The 15,444-nt window shown below is 72.1% G+C and carries 15 protein-coding genes; 7 read left to right on the top strand and 8 right to left on the bottom strand.

Annotated elements, in window-relative coordinates:
• Positions 1 to 50: 50 nt before the first annotated feature.
• From WJM95_RS16535 to pdhA, 3 genes are read right to left on the bottom strand one after another with little or no spacing between them, the layout of a single operon-like run.
• Positions 51 to 1,610, bottom strand: coding sequence for a dihydrolipoamide acetyltransferase family protein (locus tag WJM95_RS16535; RefSeq protein ID WP_339135606.1), 1,560 nt, complete (start codon positions 1,608 to 1,610; stop codon positions 51 to 53).
• Positions 1,610 to 2,614, bottom strand: coding sequence for an alpha-ketoacid dehydrogenase subunit beta (locus WJM95_RS16530; protein ID WP_339130495.1), 1,005 nt, complete (start codon positions 2,612 to 2,614; stop codon positions 1,610 to 1,612). Before WJM95_RS16530 ends, WJM95_RS16535 begins: the two co-directional genes overlap by 1 nt.
• Positions 2,611 to 3,780: a pyruvate dehydrogenase (acetyl-transferring) E1 component subunit alpha gene (gene pdhA, locus WJM95_RS16525; protein WP_339130494.1), complete on the bottom strand. Its 1,170-nt coding sequence runs from the start codon at positions 3,778 to 3,780 to the stop codon at positions 2,611 to 2,613. Before pdhA ends, WJM95_RS16530 begins: the two co-directional genes overlap by 4 nt.
• 189 nt (positions 3,781 to 3,969) lie before the next feature.
• Between pdhA and WJM95_RS16520 the strand changes: the two genes are divergently transcribed.
• Complete coding sequence (locus WJM95_RS16520) at positions 3,970 to 4,455, top strand: Lrp/AsnC family transcriptional regulator (RefSeq protein ID WP_339135604.1); 486 nt, start codon at positions 3,970 to 3,972, stop codon at positions 4,453 to 4,455.
• Between the two features lie 40 nt (positions 4,456 to 4,495).
• Here the strand turns inward: WJM95_RS16520 and WJM95_RS16515 are convergent, their stop codons facing one another.
• The gene (locus WJM95_RS16515) at positions 4,496 to 5,086 is read right to left on the bottom strand and encodes a TetR/AcrR family transcriptional regulator (protein WP_339130493.1); all 591 of its coding nucleotides are present in this window, start codon (positions 5,084 to 5,086) and stop codon (positions 4,496 to 4,498) included.
• A complete protein-coding gene (locus WJM95_RS16510; protein ID WP_339130492.1) occupies positions 5,083 to 6,597 on the bottom strand; it encodes a 3-hydroxyacyl-CoA dehydrogenase in 1,515 nt (504 codons plus the stop codon). The genes WJM95_RS16515 and WJM95_RS16510 overlap by 4 nt, the downstream gene beginning before the upstream one ends.
• Before the next feature lie 148 nt (positions 6,598 to 6,745).
• On the opposite strand from WJM95_RS16510, the gene paaN reads away from it, so the two are divergent.
• Positions 6,746 to 8,461, top strand: coding sequence for a phenylacetic acid degradation protein PaaN (gene paaN, locus WJM95_RS16505; RefSeq protein ID WP_339130491.1), 1,716 nt, complete (start codon positions 6,746 to 6,748; stop codon positions 8,459 to 8,461).
• A gap of 54 nt (positions 8,462 to 8,515) precedes the next feature.
• On the opposite strand, the gene WJM95_RS16500 is transcribed toward paaN, so the two are convergent.
• Genes WJM95_RS16500 through WJM95_RS16490 form a run of 3 tightly spaced genes read right to left on the bottom strand, consistent with a single transcriptional unit; the run spans position 8,516 to position 11,492 of the window.
• Positions 8,516 to 9,265, bottom strand: coding sequence for a TrmH family RNA methyltransferase (locus WJM95_RS16500; protein ID WP_339130490.1), 750 nt, complete (start codon positions 9,263 to 9,265; stop codon positions 8,516 to 8,518).
• Positions 9,262 to 10,494, bottom strand: coding sequence for an HTTM domain-containing protein (locus WJM95_RS16495; protein WP_339130489.1), 1,233 nt, complete (start codon positions 10,492 to 10,494; stop codon positions 9,262 to 9,264). The genes WJM95_RS16500 and WJM95_RS16495 overlap by 4 nt, the downstream gene beginning before the upstream one ends.
• The gene (locus WJM95_RS16490) at positions 10,491 to 11,492 is read right to left on the bottom strand and encodes a DUF5819 family protein (protein WP_339130488.1); all 1,002 of its coding nucleotides are present in this window, start codon (positions 11,490 to 11,492) and stop codon (positions 10,491 to 10,493) included. Before WJM95_RS16490 ends, WJM95_RS16495 begins: the two co-directional genes overlap by 4 nt.
• Positions 11,493 to 11,761: 269 nt before the next feature.
• Between WJM95_RS16490 and paaA the strand changes: the two genes are divergently transcribed.
• The 5 genes from paaA to paaE are packed head-to-tail and all read left to right on the top strand — an operon-like array spanning position 11,762 to position 15,393.
• On the top strand, positions 11,762 to 12,802 hold the full coding sequence (paaA, locus tag WJM95_RS16485; protein WP_339130487.1) for a 1,2-phenylacetyl-CoA epoxidase subunit PaaA: 1,041 nt from the start codon (positions 11,762 to 11,764) through the stop codon (positions 12,800 to 12,802).
• On the top strand, positions 12,799 to 13,086 hold the full coding sequence (gene paaB, locus WJM95_RS16480) for a 1,2-phenylacetyl-CoA epoxidase subunit PaaB (protein WP_339130486.1): 288 nt from the start codon (positions 12,799 to 12,801) through the stop codon (positions 13,084 to 13,086). The genes paaA and paaB overlap by 4 nt, the downstream gene beginning before the upstream one ends.
• A complete protein-coding gene (gene paaC, locus WJM95_RS16475; RefSeq protein ID WP_339130485.1) occupies positions 13,083 to 13,802 on the top strand; it encodes a 1,2-phenylacetyl-CoA epoxidase subunit PaaC in 720 nt (239 codons plus the stop codon). The genes paaB and paaC overlap by 4 nt, the downstream gene beginning before the upstream one ends.
• A complete protein-coding gene (gene paaD / locus WJM95_RS16470; protein ID WP_339130484.1) occupies positions 13,796 to 14,329 on the top strand; it encodes a 1,2-phenylacetyl-CoA epoxidase subunit PaaD in 534 nt (177 codons plus the stop codon). The genes paaC and paaD overlap by 7 nt, the downstream gene beginning before the upstream one ends.
• On the top strand, positions 14,329 to 15,393 hold the full coding sequence (gene paaE / locus WJM95_RS16465) for a 1,2-phenylacetyl-CoA epoxidase subunit PaaE (RefSeq protein ID WP_339130483.1): 1,065 nt from the start codon (positions 14,329 to 14,331) through the stop codon (positions 15,391 to 15,393). The genes paaD and paaE overlap by 1 nt, the downstream gene beginning before the upstream one ends.
• Positions 15,394 to 15,444: the final 51 nt, after the last annotated feature.

The following is a 15,444-nucleotide window of genomic DNA, read 5'->3' as shown; positions in this document are numbered from 1 at the left end:
CGCCACCCTCGGGGCACGGCACGGGTGCCGGTGCGACCGGACCCCACGTCCTACAGCGTGCGCAGCAGCACCGCCGGCTGTTCCACGCAGTCCGCCACGTACCTCAGGAAACCGCCCGCCGTACCGCCGTCGCAGACCCGGTGGTCGAAGGAGAGCGAGAGCTGGACGATCTGACGCACCGCCAACTCGCCCTCGTGGACCCAGGGCTTGGGGATGATGCGGCCGACGCCCAGCATGGCCGCCTCGGGGTGGTTGATGATCGGCGTGGAGCCGTCGACACCGAACACGCCGTAGTTGTTCAGCGTGAAGGTGCCGCCCGTGAGGTCCGCGGGCGTCAGGGTCCCGGTCCGGGCCGCCTCGGTCAGCTGGCCGAACTCCGCGCTCAGCGCTTCTGCATCCCGTGTGTGCGCGTCCCGCACGACGGGGACCACGAGCCCCCGCTCGGTCTGGGCCGCGAAGCCCAGATGCACCTGGTCGAGCCTGACGATCTCGCGGGCTTCCAGGTCGACCGTCGAGTTGAGCTCGGGGAAGCGGGCCAGGGCCGCGGTGCAGATCCGGGCCAGCAGCGCCAGCAGCGAGATCTTCGGGCCGCCGGCCGCGTTCATCGCCCCGCGTGCCCGCATGAGCTCCGTGGCGTCGGCGTCCACCCAGCAGGTCGCGTCGGGGATCTCGCGGCGGCTGCGGGAGAGCTTGTCGGCGACGGCGCCGCGGACCCCCTTGAGGGGAACACGGACGCCCTGCGGGGTCGCGCCCCGGGAGACACCCGACGCTCCGGGCACCACCGACGCGATGTCCGTGTACGAGGTCATCCGATCGGACACGGCGTCGTACGAGGGCTCCGCGACGGGCGCGCCGGATCCGGCCGCCGTGGCGTGGTGCGGCTCGGCGGTGGCCGACGACCGCAGCCGGCCGGTCGCCGCCGCGCGCAGCGCGTACTCCACGTCGGCCCGCAGGATGAGTCCTTCGGGGCCTGAGCCCTTCAGTTCGCGGAGGTCGACGCCGTTCTCCCGGGCGAGCCGTCGCACGAGGGGCGAGATGACCGGAACGGGACCATCGCCGCGCGACGGCGCGAAGCCGTGGTGGGCGGTCCTCGGCGCACCCGCGGCGGCCGACGGTACGGCGGCGACGGGTTCGGGGCGGGCCGGCTCGCGGCGGGCCGGTTCGGGCCTGGTGGGCGAGGTGCTCGTGCCGGCACGGGCCGGCGCACCGGCCGGTCCTCCGGCGACGGCCCCGCCCGCGGGGCGAACCCTGCGGCGACGCGCCGGGGGCGCGCCCGTGCCGTAGCCCACCAGCACGTTCCCGGAGCCCTCGCCGCTCCGCTCGTCCTCGCCGGGACCGGTCCCGCTCCCGGCGTCCTCGGCCGGGCTGCCCACGGCGACGGTCAGCAGCGGTGCCCCGACGGGCATCTCCGTGCCCTCCTCGCCGAAGCGCGCGGTGACCACACCGCCGTACGGGCAGGGGACCTCGACCATCGCCTTGGCCGTCTCGACCTCGACGACGAGCTGGTCGACGGCGACGACGTCACCGACCTCCACCAGCCAGCGGACGATCTCCGCCTCGGTGAGCCCCTCCCCGAGGTCGGGGAGCTTGAACTCCAGCACCTGTGCCATCAGCTCTGCGCCTCCCATTGCAGACGCCCCACGGCGTCCAGGATCCGGTCGACGCCGGGCAGGTGGTGCCGCTCCAGCATCGGGGGCGGATACGGGATGTCGAACCCGGCGACGCGCAGCACCGGCGCCTCCAGGTGGTGGAAGCAGCGCTCCGTGACGCGGGCCGCGATCTCCCCGCCCGGTCCTCCGAACCCGCCCGACTCGTGCACGACGACCGCTCGTCCGGTCCGCCGCACGGAGGCCGCGACCGTCTCGTCGTCGAACGGCACCAGGGAGCGCAGGTCGACGACTTCGAGGTCCCAGCCCTCGGCCCGCGCCGCCTCGGCGGCTTCGAGGCAGACGGGCACGGACGGCCCGTACGTGATCAGGGTGGCGCTCCGGCCGGGGCGCCGCACCACGGCGCGGCCTATCGGCTCAACGGCCGGCGGCTCGTCCGGGTTCCAGGAATCCTTCGACCAGTACAGCCTCTTGGGCTCCAGGAAGACCACCGGGTCGTCCGAGGCGATGGCCTCGCGCAGCAGTCCGTACGCGTCGGAGACGGTCGCGGGCATGACGACATGCAGGCCCGGGGTCGCCATGTAGTACGCCTCGGAGGAGTCGCTGTGGTGCTCGACGCCCCCGATGCCGCCGCCGTACGGGACGCGGATCGTGATGGGCAGGGGCATGGCACCCCGCGTGCGGTTGCGCATCTTCGCCACGTGCGAGATGAGCTGTTCGAACGCCGGGTAGGCGAACGCGTCGAACTGCATCTCGACGACCGGCCGCAGGCCGTACATGGCCATGCCGACCGCCGCGCCGAGAATGCCCGCCTCGGCGAGGGGGGTGTCCGTGCAGCGGTCGTCGCCGAACTCCTTGGCGAGCCCGTCGGTGACCCGGAAGACACCGCCGAGCGTGCCGACGTCCTCGCCCATGACATGGACGGACGGGTCGGCGGCCATGGCGTCGCGCAGGGCGCGCCCGAGCGCCTGCGCCATGGTGGCCGGTTTGAGGGCAACCGTGGTCATCGCCCGGCTCCTTCCGGGCCGTGCGGGCCCGCTCCGAGCGTGCCGTCCGCCTCGGCGTCCAGCTCCGCTCTCAACAGGCTCTCCTGCTCAAGCAGCTGAGGAGTGGGGTGGGCATACACATGGGCGAACAGGTCCATGGGGTCGAGCACCGGGTCCTGGTTCATGCGCTCCCGCAGGTCCGCGGCCATCGCCTCGGCGTCGTCACGCACCGCCTGGAGAGCCGCCTCGTCGAGGAGTCCGCGCTCGGTCAGCTCGCGCTCCACCAGGGCGACGGGGTCGTGCGCGCGCCAGGCCTCGACCTCGGCGTCGACGCGGTAGCGGGTGGCGTCGTCGGCGTTGGTGTGGGCGTCGATGCGGTACGTCACGGCCTCGACGAGGGTGGGACCGCCGCCCGCGCGCGCGTGGGCGATGGCCTCGCTCAGGACCTGGTGCACGGCCACCGCGTCGTTGCCGTCGACCAGGCGGCCCGGCATCCCGTAGCCGACGGCCTTGTGGGCCAGCGACGGGGCGGCGGTCTGCTTGGCGAGCGGCACGGAGATGGCGAAGCCGTTGTTCTGCACGAGGAAGACGACGGGGGCCTGCCACACGGCGGCGAAGTTCAGCGCCTCGTGGAAGTCGCCCTCGCTGGTGCCGCCGTCGCCGACCAGGGCGAGCGCGACCACGTCGTCGCCCTTGAGGCGGGCGGCGTGCGCGAGGCCCACGGCGTGCGGGAGCTGGGTCGCGAGCGGGGTGCTCAGCGGCGCGACGCGGTGCTCGCGCGGGTCGTAGCCGGTGTGCCAGTCGCCGCGCAGGAGCGTGAGGGCCTGGACGGGGTCGAGGCCGCGGGCCACGGCGGCGAGGGTGTCGCGGTAGCTCGGGAAGAGCCAGTCGCGCTCCTCCAGCACGAGCGCGGCGGCGACCTCGCAGGCCTCCTGCCCGGTGCTGGACGGGTACACCGCGAGACGGCCCTGCTTGGTGAGAGCGGTGGCCTGGACGTTGTACCTGCGGCCGCGCACCAGCTCCTTGTGCAGCCGGCGCAGCAGGTCCGGGTCGGCCTCGGCGGCCGCGTCGGTGCCGAGGACGCGGTGGGGCAGCGCGTCGGGCAGCAGCGGCGCGGGGTCGGTGCGGGGCTGCCAGGCGGGCGGCGGCGTGGGCCGGTAGGCCCCTCGCTGCTCCATGACCGTCATGACGGCACCTCCTCGTGGGAGCGGCTTCGGACGCGTCACGGGTGTGACGCGCCTCACCTACCGATTGTTCGGTCGTCGGCACATTTTGGCTACAGGCGCCGCCAGGCTGTGGACAAACGGTTCCGCACAGCCTGAGATGGACGCAGTACGTCCATGGTAGGGAGGCGGGGGGACATGGCACCTGAACAAATGGCCGAGCCGCCGGAGGCCGGACCCTCCGTGCCGCCCGCCCGTCCGCTCGACGCGATCGACCAGGACATCCTGCACATGCTCCAGGCGGACGGCCGTGCCTCCATACGTTCCGTGGCCGAGCGGGTCCATGTCTCGCGGGCCAACGCGTACGCGCGGATCAACCGCCTCATCGACGACGGGGTGATCCGCGGCTTCGGGGCGCGCGTCGACCACGAACGCGCGGGGCAGGGCACCTCGGCCTACATCACCCTCAAGATCGTGCAGAACTCCTGGCGCACGGTGCGGGAGCGGCTGAGAGTCCTTCCAGGGGCCTCGCACATCGCCCTGGTGGGCGGCGACTTCGACGTCCTTCTCCTGGTGCACACGCCGGACAACCGGGCCCTGCGCGAACTGGTGCTCACCCGGCTCCAGGCCATCCCCGAGGTACTCAGCAGCAGGACGCTGCTGGTCTTCGAGGAGGAGGACCTGGAACCGGAGGGCTGACACGACCGCTCCCACCCGGCCCGCCGTGCGACGGCCGGCCTCACGCCTCCCGGCGGAGCCCCCCGAAGACCAGCACCACCACGGCGTCGGCCACCTCACGCGCGCCCATGCCCCGCGCGTCGGGGCGGTACCACTCCACGAGCGAGTTGATCATTCCGAAGACCAGCCGGGTCGCGAGCCTGACCTCCACGTCACCGCGTACGTCCCCGTCGGCGGCCGCGGCCTTGAGCAGCTCGGCGACCCTGTGGTCGAAGTCCCGGCGCCGCTCCAGGGCCCACCGCTCGGTGTCCGTGTTGCCGCGCACCCGCAGGAGCAGCGTCACGTAGGGCAGCTCGGACGTGAGCACCTCCACCATGCGCCGCACCACGTACTCCAGGCGCTCCACGGCACGTCCCACGCGCGCGTGCTCCTCGTCGAGGATCTCGAAGAGCCCGTCCAGCGCCCGGCTCACCGCGCGCCGCAGCAACTCCTCCTTGCCCGCGACATGGTGGTAGATCGACGACTTGGAGATGCCGGCCGCCTTGGAGAGGTGCTCCATGGAAGTGCCGTCGTAGCCGCGTTCGTTGAAGACCTGGACGGCGACGGAGAGCAGCGTCTCGGGGGTGTACGTGTCCCGCTTGGCGGTGGTCACTGGGCACCCTCACGCTTCTCGGTGGCGTACGCGTCGCGGTAGAGGGCCAGCGAGGGTGCGTAGCGACCGGAGGGGTCGCGCACGTGCAGTTCGTCCAGGACGTCGTACGACCAGCTCGCGCCGAGCCTGCGGCTCCACTCGAAGGGGCCGAGCGGGTAGTTGACGCCGAGGCGCATCGCGGTGTCGATGTCCTCCTCGGTGGCCACGCCCTTGGCGACCGCGTCGTACGCGAGGTCGACGATCCGGGCCACCGTGCGGGCGACGATCATGCCGGGGCAGTCCCCGATCACGCTGACGTCCTTGCCCAGCGCCTGGAAGAGGCCGATGGCCTCGGAGAGGGTCTGCGGAGCGGTGTCCTGGGACGCCGACAGGGCGATCCGGGTGGCCTTCCTGTAGTCGAGCGCGAGGTCGAAGTAGACGACGTCACGGAACTCGACCGAGGTCTGGCCGTCGGCGAGGACCAGCTGGCCGCCGCTCGGCAGCACCAGACGCGTGCCGTGGTCCTCCTCGTCCTCACGGACCTGGATTCCGGCCTCGCGGATCAGGGCGAGGACATCGGCGGCGGGGCCCAGGTCGCCTTCCGCGACGACGTAGGCGGGCGGCTGGGCCTTCTCCGCGGTGTGCGGCTCGGAGACCTCGGCACCGTCCCCGTAGTCGTACCAGCCGTGTCCCGTCTTGCGGCCGAGCCGGCCCGACTCGACGAGCCGCCGCTGGGCGAGCGAGGGGACGAAGCGCACGTCCTGGAAGAAGGACCGCCACACGGAGTGCGTGACGGACTCGTTGACGTCCTGGCCGATCAGGTCGGTGAGTTCGAAGGCGCCCATCCGGAAACCGCCGGACTCGCGCAGGACCGCGTCGATGGTGGCGGGGTCGGCGGCCTGGGACTCGTGGACCGCGAACGCCTCGGCGTAGAAGGGCCGGGCGATGCGGTTGACGATGAACCCCGGGGTGTCCGCGCAGGCGACGGGTGTCTTGCCCCAGGCGCGGGCCGTCTCGTACGCGCGCGTGGCCGAGGTGACGTCGGTCGCGAACCCGGAGACGACCTCCACCAGGGGCAGCAGCGGGGCCGGGTTGAAGAAGTGCAGTCCGACGAGCCGGCCCGGGTTGCGCAGCGCGCCGCCGATGGCCGTGACGGACAGCGAGGAGGTGTTGGTGGCCAGCAGGCAGTCGTCCCCGACGATGTCCTCGAGGTCGCCGAACAGCTTTTGCTTGACGTCGAGTTCTTCGAGCACCGCCTCGACGACGAGCGCGCAGTCCGCGAGGTCGGTGAGACGCTCGGCGGGCTGGAGCCGGGCCCGCGCGGCATCCCGTTCGGCGCCGGTGAGCCGGTCCTTCGCGACGAGCCGGTCGAGCCGGGCGCCGATCGCTTCGGCCGCCGCCGCGGCACGCCCGGGAGCGGCGTCGTGGAGCCGCACGGGGTGGCCCGCCACCAGCGCGACCTGGGCTATGCCCTGGCCCATGGTGCCGGTGCCGACGACTGCCACGGGGCTACTGAGGTCGAGTGCTGTCATGTGCGCGATCCTCCCGCACGCCGTTTTCCACAGATGCGGCGGACCCCCTTGTCCCGACCGATCGTTCGGTTACTCTAACTCTGACTGTCCATTCCTGCCCAGCTCGCGAGCTCGACGAGGAGCTCTTGAGACGAGGAGTTGGTCCTTGATGGCCGCCGAATCCACCGCGCACCAGTTGATCGCCCAGCACCGGCCCACCCTCGATCAGGCGCTGGAAGCGATCCGCACGCGCGCGTACTGGTCCCCGCATCCCGAGCACCCCAAGGCGTACGGCGAGCACGGCAGCCTGGGCATGGCCGAGGGCAAGGCCGCCTTCGACGCCCTCCTGGGCACCCGCCTCGACCTGGGCCAGCCCGGCACGGACGACTGGGTCGGCGGCGAGGTGTCGCCGTACGGCATCGAGCTGGGCGTCACGTACCCGCACGCGGACATCGACACCCTCCTGCCCGCCATGCGCGCGGGGCAGCGCGCCTGGCGCGACGCGGGCGCCGAGGTCCGGGCCGTGGTCTGTCTGGAGATCCTCAAGCGGATCAGCGACCGCACCCACGAGTTCGCGCACGCGGTCATGCACACCAGCGGCCAGGCCTTCATGATGGCGTTCCAGGCGGGCGGCCCGCACGCGCAGGACCGCGGCCTGGAGGCGGTGGCCTACGCGTACGCGGAGCAGGTCCGCACCCCCGGCACCGCGGAGTGGAGCAAGCCCCAGGGCAAGCGGGACCCGCTCGCGCTCACCAAGCAGTTCACGCCCGTCCCGCGCGGCATCGCGCTGATGATCGGCTGCAACACCTTCCCGACGTGGAACGGCTATCCGGGCCTGTTCGCCTCCCTGGCCACGGGCAACGCGGTCCTGGTGAAGCCCCACCCGCGCGCGGTGCTCCCGCTCGCGCTCACGGTGCAGGTCGCGCGCGATGTGCTCGCCGAGGCGGGCTTCGACCCCAACCTGGTGGCACTCGCCGCCGAGCGTCCCGGCGAGGGGATCGCGAAGACGCTGGCCACCCACCCCGAGATCCGCATCATCGACTACACCGGCTCCACCGCCTTCGGCGACTGGCTGGAGGCCAACGCCCGCCAGGCGCAGGTCTACACGGAGAAGGCCGGCGTCAACACGGTGATCGTCGAGTCGACCGGTGACTACAAGGGGATGCTGTCCAACCTGGCGTTCTCCCTCTCGCTCTACAGCGGCCAGATGTGCACCACCCCGCAGAACCTGCTCATCCCGCGCGACGGCGTCTCCACGGACGAGGGCCACAAGTCCTACGACGAGGTCGTCGCCGATCTCGCCAAGTCGGTCGGCGGACTCCTCGGCGACGACGCCCGCGCGAACGCGCTGCTCGGCGCCATCGTGAACCCGGACGTGAAGGCCCGCCTGGAGGCCGCCGCCGGACTCGGCGAAGTGGCCCTGCCCTCACGGCAGATCGACAACCCGGAGTTCCCGGGCGCCGTCGTGCGCTCACCGCTGATCGTGAAGCTCGACGGAGCCCGCAAGTACTGGGAGAACGCCGGGGGCGCGGACGACGAGGCCGCCTACATGAGCGAGTGCTTCGGTCCGGTCTCCTTCGCCGTGGCCGTCGACTCGGCCGCGGACGCCGTCGAGCTCCTGCGCCGCACGACGCGGGACAAGGGTGCGATGACCGTCGGCGCGTACACCACCGACGAGGCGTTCGAGCGCGAGGTGCGGGAGGCCTGCCTGGAGGAGTGCGCCCAGCTCTCCCTGAACCTCACGGGCGGCGTGTACGTCAACCAGACGGCCGCGTTCTCGGACTTCCACGGCTCCGGCGGCAACGCCGCGGCCAACGCGGCCCTGTGCGACGGGGCGTTCGTGGCGAACCGCTTCCGGGTGATCGAGGTACGCCGGGAGGCGTGAGCCCCTGGGGTGCCGTTCACTCCGGACGGCACCCCCTAAGTCCGGACGGCACCCCTATGCCGGTGCGCCGCCCGTGGCGCTCCAGTGGAACAGCGTCATGCCGACACTGGTCGCGAGGTTGTAGCTGGAGACCTGCGGGCGCATCGGCAGGGACACCAAGTGGTCGGCCCGGGAGCGCAGTTCGGCGGACAGCCCGCTGCGCTCCGAGCCGAAGGCGAGCAGGGCGTCGTCGGGAATCTTCGTCCCCCGGATGTCCTCTCCCTCGGGGTCGAGCGCGAACACCGGGCCCCCCGGCAGTTCGTCCACCGCCAGACGCTCCACCGCGGTCGCGAAGTGCAGCCCCGCCCCGCCCCGTACGACCGTGGGGTGCCAGGGATCGAGCGTGCCCGTCGTGACCACCCCGGTCGCGCCGAAGCCGGCCGCGAGCCGGATCACCGCACCGGCGTTGCCGAGGTTGCGCGGATCGTCGAGGACGACCACGGGCGCCGTTCGGGGGGTGCGGGCCAGCGTCTCCAGGTTGGCGGCCCGTGAAGGGCGTACGGCCAGAGCCGCCACCGAGGTGGGGTGCGGACGCGGCACGAGGGTGGTGAACACCGTCTCCGGGACCTCGGTCAGCAGCGCGTCGAGGGCGGCGCGTACGTCCGGCGCGAGTTCGTCGGCCAGCCCGAGAACCGCCTCCCGGTCGATCGCGACGGCGACCGGGACGCGCGCCCCGAAGCGCACCGCGTGCTTGAGGGCGTGGAAGCCGTCGAGCAGGACGGAGTCGTCGGAGAGCTGGCGCCAGACACGTACCGGGTCGTTCATGCCGTGAAGCCTACGTGCGGGTGCTCGGGCTCCTCCGGAACGCCCGCGGCGGGCTCCCTGGGCCCCGGCACCGCGGGGCCGCGGCCGGGGAGGAGCCGGTCACGCACGCGTGCCGCCCCTGAGCCCAGGCGCAGGAGGAAGGACGTCGGCAGGAACACGGAGTCGGCGGCGATCATCGCGAGCGAGAAGAACGGCAGCCCGAGCACCACGGCGATCACCGCGTGCTCGGTCATCATGACCGCCAGCAGGACGTTCTTCACCCGCCGGTTGAACAGGGTGAAGGGGAAGGCGACCTGGACGAGGACCGTCCCGTAGGTCACCAGCATCACGATCGTGCCGTGCGCGGACATCAGTTCGGACAGCGCGGGCCACGGGGAGAAGGACTCCAGGTGGAGCGGGTAGTAGACAGCGGTGCCGTCCTGCCAGCGCGAACCCTCGATCTTGTACCAGCCGGCGGTCGCGTAGATCAGGCACGCCTCGGCCATGACGACCATCAGAGCGGCGTTGTGCACGATGTTGGCGACGACGTCCAGCAGGACGCGCGGCTCCGCGGTGCGGGCGAGACGGCCGACGGCCCACCACAGGGCCTGCACCGCCCACAGTCCCCAGAGGACCGTGAGCCAGCCGCCCAGGAAACCGGCGTCGACGTGTCCCGCTCCCGTCGCCACCGCCAGCACGATCCCGAGCGCCGCCCACAGCACGGCGCCGCCCCGGTCGGGCCGGATCCGCTCGCCACGCGCGCGTGCCGCACGGGCCAGGCGGTCCCGCCGCGCGTCGAGCGACCACACCTGGGCGCAGCGGGTGAATACCAGATAGATCGCCATCAGATGGAGGACGTTGTCCCCGCCGTCCCCGATGAAGACACTGCGGTTCTGGAGGGACAGCACGCCGATCATGAACAGCACCGACACCGCGCGGGTCCGCCATCCCACCAGCAGCAGGACGCCGGAGAGGACCGCGAGGGCGTAGACGGTCTCGAACCACACCTGGCTGTCGGACCACATCAGGACCGTGAAGGCGTGGTTGCTGTCGACGAGCTGCCGGGCGAGGTCCCAGCTCCAGGGCGCGTCGGGCCCGTACATCTCCTGACGGTTCGGGTATTCGCGCAGCAGGAACAGCAGCCAGGTGGCGGCCAAGCCGATACGGATCACAGCGCTCTGGTACGGGCCGAGAGCGGACTCGGTGACCCGGGCGATACCGCGCGCGATCGTCGGAGCGGATCTGTTCATCGGGCGCTCGCCTCCGTCAGGGCGTCCGCGCGGTCACTCACGGGAACGGCCCACCAGGGCAGCTCACGGACGACGGGCCGGTCGGACACCTTCTCGTCGCTCCAGCGTGGAGGCGGGACGTCCGTGGTGAGGGAGCGGAACTGGACCCGTTCGACGACGGCGCCCTCGCCGCCCGCGTGTTCGCGGTCGAGGCGCAGCACCCCGATACGCCGCAGATAGCGCTCCGAGAGGTCGCCGCGCAGACCCACGGCACGGTTCTGGCCGTCGTGCGTACTCGCGTAGAAGTCCCAGGCGCGGCGCAGCTCGTTCTGCTGGGTGTGGCTCGGCAGCGGATTTCCGTCGATGGCCAGCCCGTCGAGCGCGGACAGGTCGTACCAGCCCGTCTCCCGGCTGGTGCCGTCCGCGGAACGAACCAGGGCACGGACCTCGACCGTGATGTCCTGCTGCAAGGGGTTGGGAGCGAAGAGCTTCCAGTTCTGCTCGAACTCGGGGTAGATCCATTCGTCGATCGCGTGCCCGTGCTGCTTCGTCACCGTGTTCGGGGGCGCGATGTGGAGGAACACCATCCCGAGGTGCGCGCAGGCGACGACGGCGACGGCGGCGAGGGCGAGCGCGGCGACGATCTGATGCCGCAGGGACAGCGCGGCAAGCCCGACGGGACCCCTGTCCCCGAGCGGGTCGGCCTCACCGGGGCACTCGGAGACGACGCCCTCGGCCACGTGTGCTCCGACCCCACCCGCATCTGGCCCGGCCGCCTCGGAACCGCCCGCCTCCGGCCCAGCCACCTCAGGCCCGGCCTCGGCGAGGGCCTCGCCGGAAGACCCGATCGCCGGCACGGCCGCCTCGGAACCGCCCGCCGGGGACCCCGCCTCCTCAGCGCCCGCCGGCCGCGGACCGGGCACCGGGGTGCCGCCGGTGGCGCCGGTGGCGCCGGGCGCGCCCCCCTCGGGCGCGACCGACCCCGGCTCCCGCTTCGAGCCCTCGTCCCTCGCGTCCATCCCGCCCCGATTCAAGATTCCGGATCCGGCTGCCGGCCGCCGGCCGCCGGACTGCGGGCACCGTACCGCCGCGCCGCCTCGCACCACGTCGTTCGCAAGCGAACCGTACTCAGCGCCGACCGTCCGGCACAGCCCCGGGCGTCCCGACGGCCACACCGACGCGCACGAGGTTATCCACAGCGGTTGACACCGTACGGCGCTCGGCCGACCATTGTTGCGAATGGACCGAACGATCGGTCGGTCGGGAGCGAGAGGTCGAGGGGGACCGCATGGCGACAGCATCAGCGCACCAAACGGCCCGCACACAGGCGGACGAAGCCGCCGACGAAGCGGCGCGCACAGCGGCATACGAGGTGGTCTTCGACGCCGCGGTGGCGGCCGACGAACGCATCGAGCCCCGCGACTGGATGCCCGACGCCTACCGCTCCACCCTGGTCCGCCAGATCGCGCAGCACGCCCACTCCGAGATCATCGGCATGCAGCCGGAGGCCAACTGGATCACGCGCGCGCCCTCGCTGCGCCGCAAGGCGATCCTGATGGCGAAGGTCCAGGACGAGGCGGGACACGGGCTGTACCTGTACAGCGCGGCCGAGACACTCGGCGTCAGCCGCGACGACCTGCTCGACAAGCTGCACTCCGGCCGCCAGAAGTACTCGTCGATCTTCAACTACCCGACCCTGACCTGGGCGGACGTCGGCGCCATCGGCTGGCTCGTGGACGGCGCGGCGATCACCAACCAGGTCCCCCTGTGCCGCTGCTCGTACGGCCCGTACGCGCGCGCCATGATCCGCGTGTGCAAGGAGGAGTCCTTCCACCAGCGCCAGGGGTACGAGCTGCTGCTGGCCCTGAGCCAGGGAACCCCCGAGCAGCACGCGATGGCGCAGGACGCGGTCGACCGCTGGTGGTGGCCCTCCCTGATGATGTTCGGCCCGCCGGACGACGAGTCCTCGCACTCCGCCCAGTCGATGGCGTGGAAGATCAAGCGCCACTCGAACGACGAACTGCGCCAGCGTTTCGTCGACATCGCCGTCCCCCAGGCCGAATCGCTCGGCCTGACGCTGCCGGACCCCGACCTGGTGTGGAACGAGGAGCGGGGACACCACGACTTCGGCGCCATCGACTGGACGGAGTTCTGGGAGGTCCTCAAGGGCAACGGCCCGTGCAACGACCAGCGGATCACCCAGCGCCGGCGCGCCCACGAGGAAGGCGCGTGGGTACGGGAGGCGGCCGCGGCCTACGCGGACAAGCACACGAGCCAGGCCGTCGGCTCCACGAGCACGACCGGTGAGACAGGAGCGACCCGAGCATGACGAACACCGAATGGCCGCTGTGGGAGGTCTTCGTGCGCTCGCGCCGCGGACTGTCGCACACCCACGCCGGCAGCCTGCACGCGCCGGACGCCGAGCTGGCCCTGCGCAACGCCCGCGATCTGTACACGCGTCGCGGCGAGGGCGTCTCGATCTGGGTCGTCCCCTCCGCCGCCGTCACGGCCTCCTCGCCCGACGAGAAGGACCCGTTCTTCGAGCCGTCCGCGGACAAGCCCTACCGCCACCCGACGTTCTACGAGATCCCGGAAGGGGTGAAGCACCTGTGACGCTCACCGTGAACACCGCCGCCGCCCTGGCCCTCGGCGACGACGCCCTGGTGCTCTCGCACCGGCTGGGGGAGTGGGCCGGCCACGCGCCGGTCCTCGAAGAGGAAGTCGCCCTGGCCAACATCGCGCTGGACCTGCTCGGCCAGGCCCGCGTCCTGCTGTCCCTGGCCGGTGACGAGGACGAGCTGGCGTATCTCCGCGAGGAGCGCGCCTTCCGCAACCTCCAGCTCGTCGAGCAGCCGAACGGCGACTTCGCGCACACCATCGCCCGGCAGCTCTACTTCTCCACCTACCAACGGCTCCTCTACGCACACCTGGCATCCGGGGACAGCGAGTTCGCCCCGCTCGCCGCCAAGGCCGTCAAAGAGGTCGCCTACCACCAGGACCACGCCGAGCAGTGGACCCTGCGCCTGGGCGACGGCACTGCCGAGAGCCACGAGCGGATGAACCGCGCGTGCCAGGAGCTGTGGCGCTTCACCGGTGAGATGTTCCAGCCGCTGGACGGCGTCGACATCGACTGGGACGCGATCCAGGCCGCCTGGCTGGAGTCCGTGGAGGCGACCCTGCGCCGCGCCACGCTGACGGTCCCCGAAGGTCCCCGGGTCGGGGCCTGGGCGGCCGGCGCCGGACGCCAGGGTCTGCACACCGAGTCCTTCGGGCGGATGCTCGCCGAGATGCAGCATCTGCACCGCAGCCACCCGGGGGCGTCATGGTGACGGCCACCCCCCTGGAAGAGGAGCTGCGCCGCCTGGCCGGCTCCGTCCTCGATCCCGAACTGCCCGTTCTCACCCTGGACGACCTCGGGGTGCTGCGGGCCGTCCACGTCCGCGGCACGGACAGCGTCGAGGTCGAACTGACCCCGACCTACACCGGCTGCCCCGCCGTCGAGGCCATGTCCAGCGACATCGAGCGGGTGCTGCACGAGCACGGCATCCGCGAGGTGTCGGTGCGCACGGTGCTCAGCCCCGCCTGGTCGACCGACGACATCTCGGACGAAGGGCGCCGCAAACTGCGGGAGTTCGGGATAGCACCTCCGCGCGGCAACCGTGCCGCGGGGCCGGTCGCTCTCGGCCTGGGGCCGACCCGGACGCTCACGTCCGAGCCGGAGCCGGATCCCGTCCGCTGTCCGTCCTGCGGATCGGCCGACACCGAACTGCTCAGCCGCTTCTCCTCCACCGCGTGCAAGGCGCTGCGCCGCTGTCTGTCCTGCCGCGAACCGTTCGACCACTTCAAGGAGTTGTGATGGCCCGCTTCCACCCGCTCACGGTGGCCGCGGTCGACCGGATCACCGACGACTCCGTGGCCCTGACCTTCGCGGTGCCCGCGGAACTGCGCGAGGACTACCGTCACGCCGCCGGCCAGCATCTCGCGCTGCGCCGCACGGTCGACGGCGCGGAGATCCGCCGCACGTACTCCATCTGCTCACCGGCACCCGCCCCCGAGGACGAGGCGCCGCGCACCCTGCGGGTCGGAGTGCGTCTGGTCGACGGAGGCGCGTTCTCGACGTACGCGCTCAAGGAGATCACGGTCGGCGACCAGGTGGACGTGATGGTCCCGGCGGGGCGTTTCACGCTGGAGCCCTCGGCCGGCCTGTACGCGGCGGTGGTGGGCGGCAGCGGGATCACCCCGGTGCTGTCGATCGTTTCGACCCTGCTGGCCCGGAAGCCCGACGCGAGCTTCTGCCTGATCCGCAGCGACCGCACGACGGCCTCGACGATGTTCCTGGAGGAGGTCGCCGACCTCAAGGACCGCTATCCGCAGCGGTTCCAGCTGGTGACGGTCCTCTCCCGCGAGGAGCAGCAGGCCGGGCTGCCGTCCGGCAGACTCGACCAGGAGCGACTGGCCGCACTGCTTCCGGCGCTGCTGCCGGTGGACCGGGTGGCCGGATGGTTCCTGTGCGGGCCGTTGGGGCTCGTGGAGGGTGCCGAGCGGGCCCTGCGTGGGCTCGGTGTGTCCAGGACCCGCGTCCACCAGGAGATCTTCCACGTGGACGCCACCACGACGGCTCCCTCCACCGTCCCGGCTCCCGCGCACAGCACCGTGACCGCGCGGCTCGACGGACGCGGCGGCACCTGGCCCGTCCAGGACGGCGAGTCGCTGCTGGACGCGGTCCTGCGCAACCGCCCGGACGCGCCCTACGCCTGCAAGGGCGGTGTGTGCGGCACCTGCCGGGCGTTCCTGGTGTCGGGCGAGGTGCGGATGGACCGCAACTTCGCGCTGGAGCCGGAGGAGACGGACGCCGGGTACGTACTGGCCTGCCAGTCCCATCCCGCCACGGAGAAGGTCGAGTTGGACTTCGACCGCTGAGGACGCGACCACCCGGAATCCACCGCTGAGGAGGAGCGGCCGCTCGTCGGC

The sequence above is a fragment of the Streptomyces sp. f51 genome (assembly GCF_037940415.1).
In the GTDB taxonomy this organism is placed as follows: domain Bacteria; phylum Actinomycetota; class Actinomycetes; order Streptomycetales; family Streptomycetaceae; genus Streptomyces.
This window is presented reverse-complemented; position numbering and strand designations above follow the sequence as displayed.

What these genes read in the sequence shown, in the direction of transcription:
- WJM95_RS16535 (WP_339135606.1), bottom strand. Translation starts at nt 1,610, where the DNA reads ATGGCACAGGTGCTGGAGTTCAAGCTCCCCGACCTCGGGGAGGGGCTC.
- WJM95_RS16530 (WP_339130495.1), bottom strand. Translation starts at nt 2,614, where the DNA reads ATGACCACGGTTGCCCTCAAACCGGCCACCATGGCGCAGGCGCTCGGG.
- pdhA (WP_339130494.1), bottom strand. Translation starts at nt 3,780, where the DNA reads ATGACGGTCATGGAGCAGCGAGGGGCCTACCGGCCCACGCCGCCGCCC.
- WJM95_RS16520 (WP_339135604.1), top strand. Translation starts at nt 3,970, where the DNA reads ATGGCCGAGCCGCCGGAGGCCGGACCCTCCGTGCCGCCCGCCCGTCCG.
- WJM95_RS16510 (WP_339130492.1), bottom strand. Translation starts at nt 6,597, where the DNA reads ATGACAGCACTCGACCTCAGTAGCCCCGTGGCAGTCGTCGGCACCGGC.
- paaN (WP_339130491.1), top strand. Translation starts at nt 6,746, where the DNA reads ATGGCCGCCGAATCCACCGCGCACCAGTTGATCGCCCAGCACCGGCCC.
- WJM95_RS16500 (WP_339130490.1), bottom strand. Translation starts at nt 9,265, where the DNA reads ATGAACGACCCGGTACGTGTCTGGCGCCAGCTCTCCGACGACTCCGTC.
- WJM95_RS16495 (WP_339130489.1), bottom strand. Translation starts at nt 10,494, where the DNA reads ATGAACAGATCCGCTCCGACGATCGCGCGCGGTATCGCCCGGGTCACC.
- WJM95_RS16490 (WP_339130488.1), bottom strand. Translation starts at nt 11,492, where the DNA reads ATGGACGCGAGGGACGAGGGCTCGAAGCGGGAGCCGGGGTCGGTCGCG.
- paaA (WP_339130487.1), top strand. Translation starts at nt 11,762, where the DNA reads ATGGCGACAGCATCAGCGCACCAAACGGCCCGCACACAGGCGGACGAA.
- paaB (WP_339130486.1), top strand. Translation starts at nt 12,799, where the DNA reads ATGACGAACACCGAATGGCCGCTGTGGGAGGTCTTCGTGCGCTCGCGC.
- paaD (WP_339130484.1), top strand. Translation starts at nt 13,796, where the DNA reads ATGGTGACGGCCACCCCCCTGGAAGAGGAGCTGCGCCGCCTGGCCGGC.
- paaE (WP_339130483.1), top strand. Translation starts at nt 14,329, where the DNA reads ATGGCCCGCTTCCACCCGCTCACGGTGGCCGCGGTCGACCGGATCACC.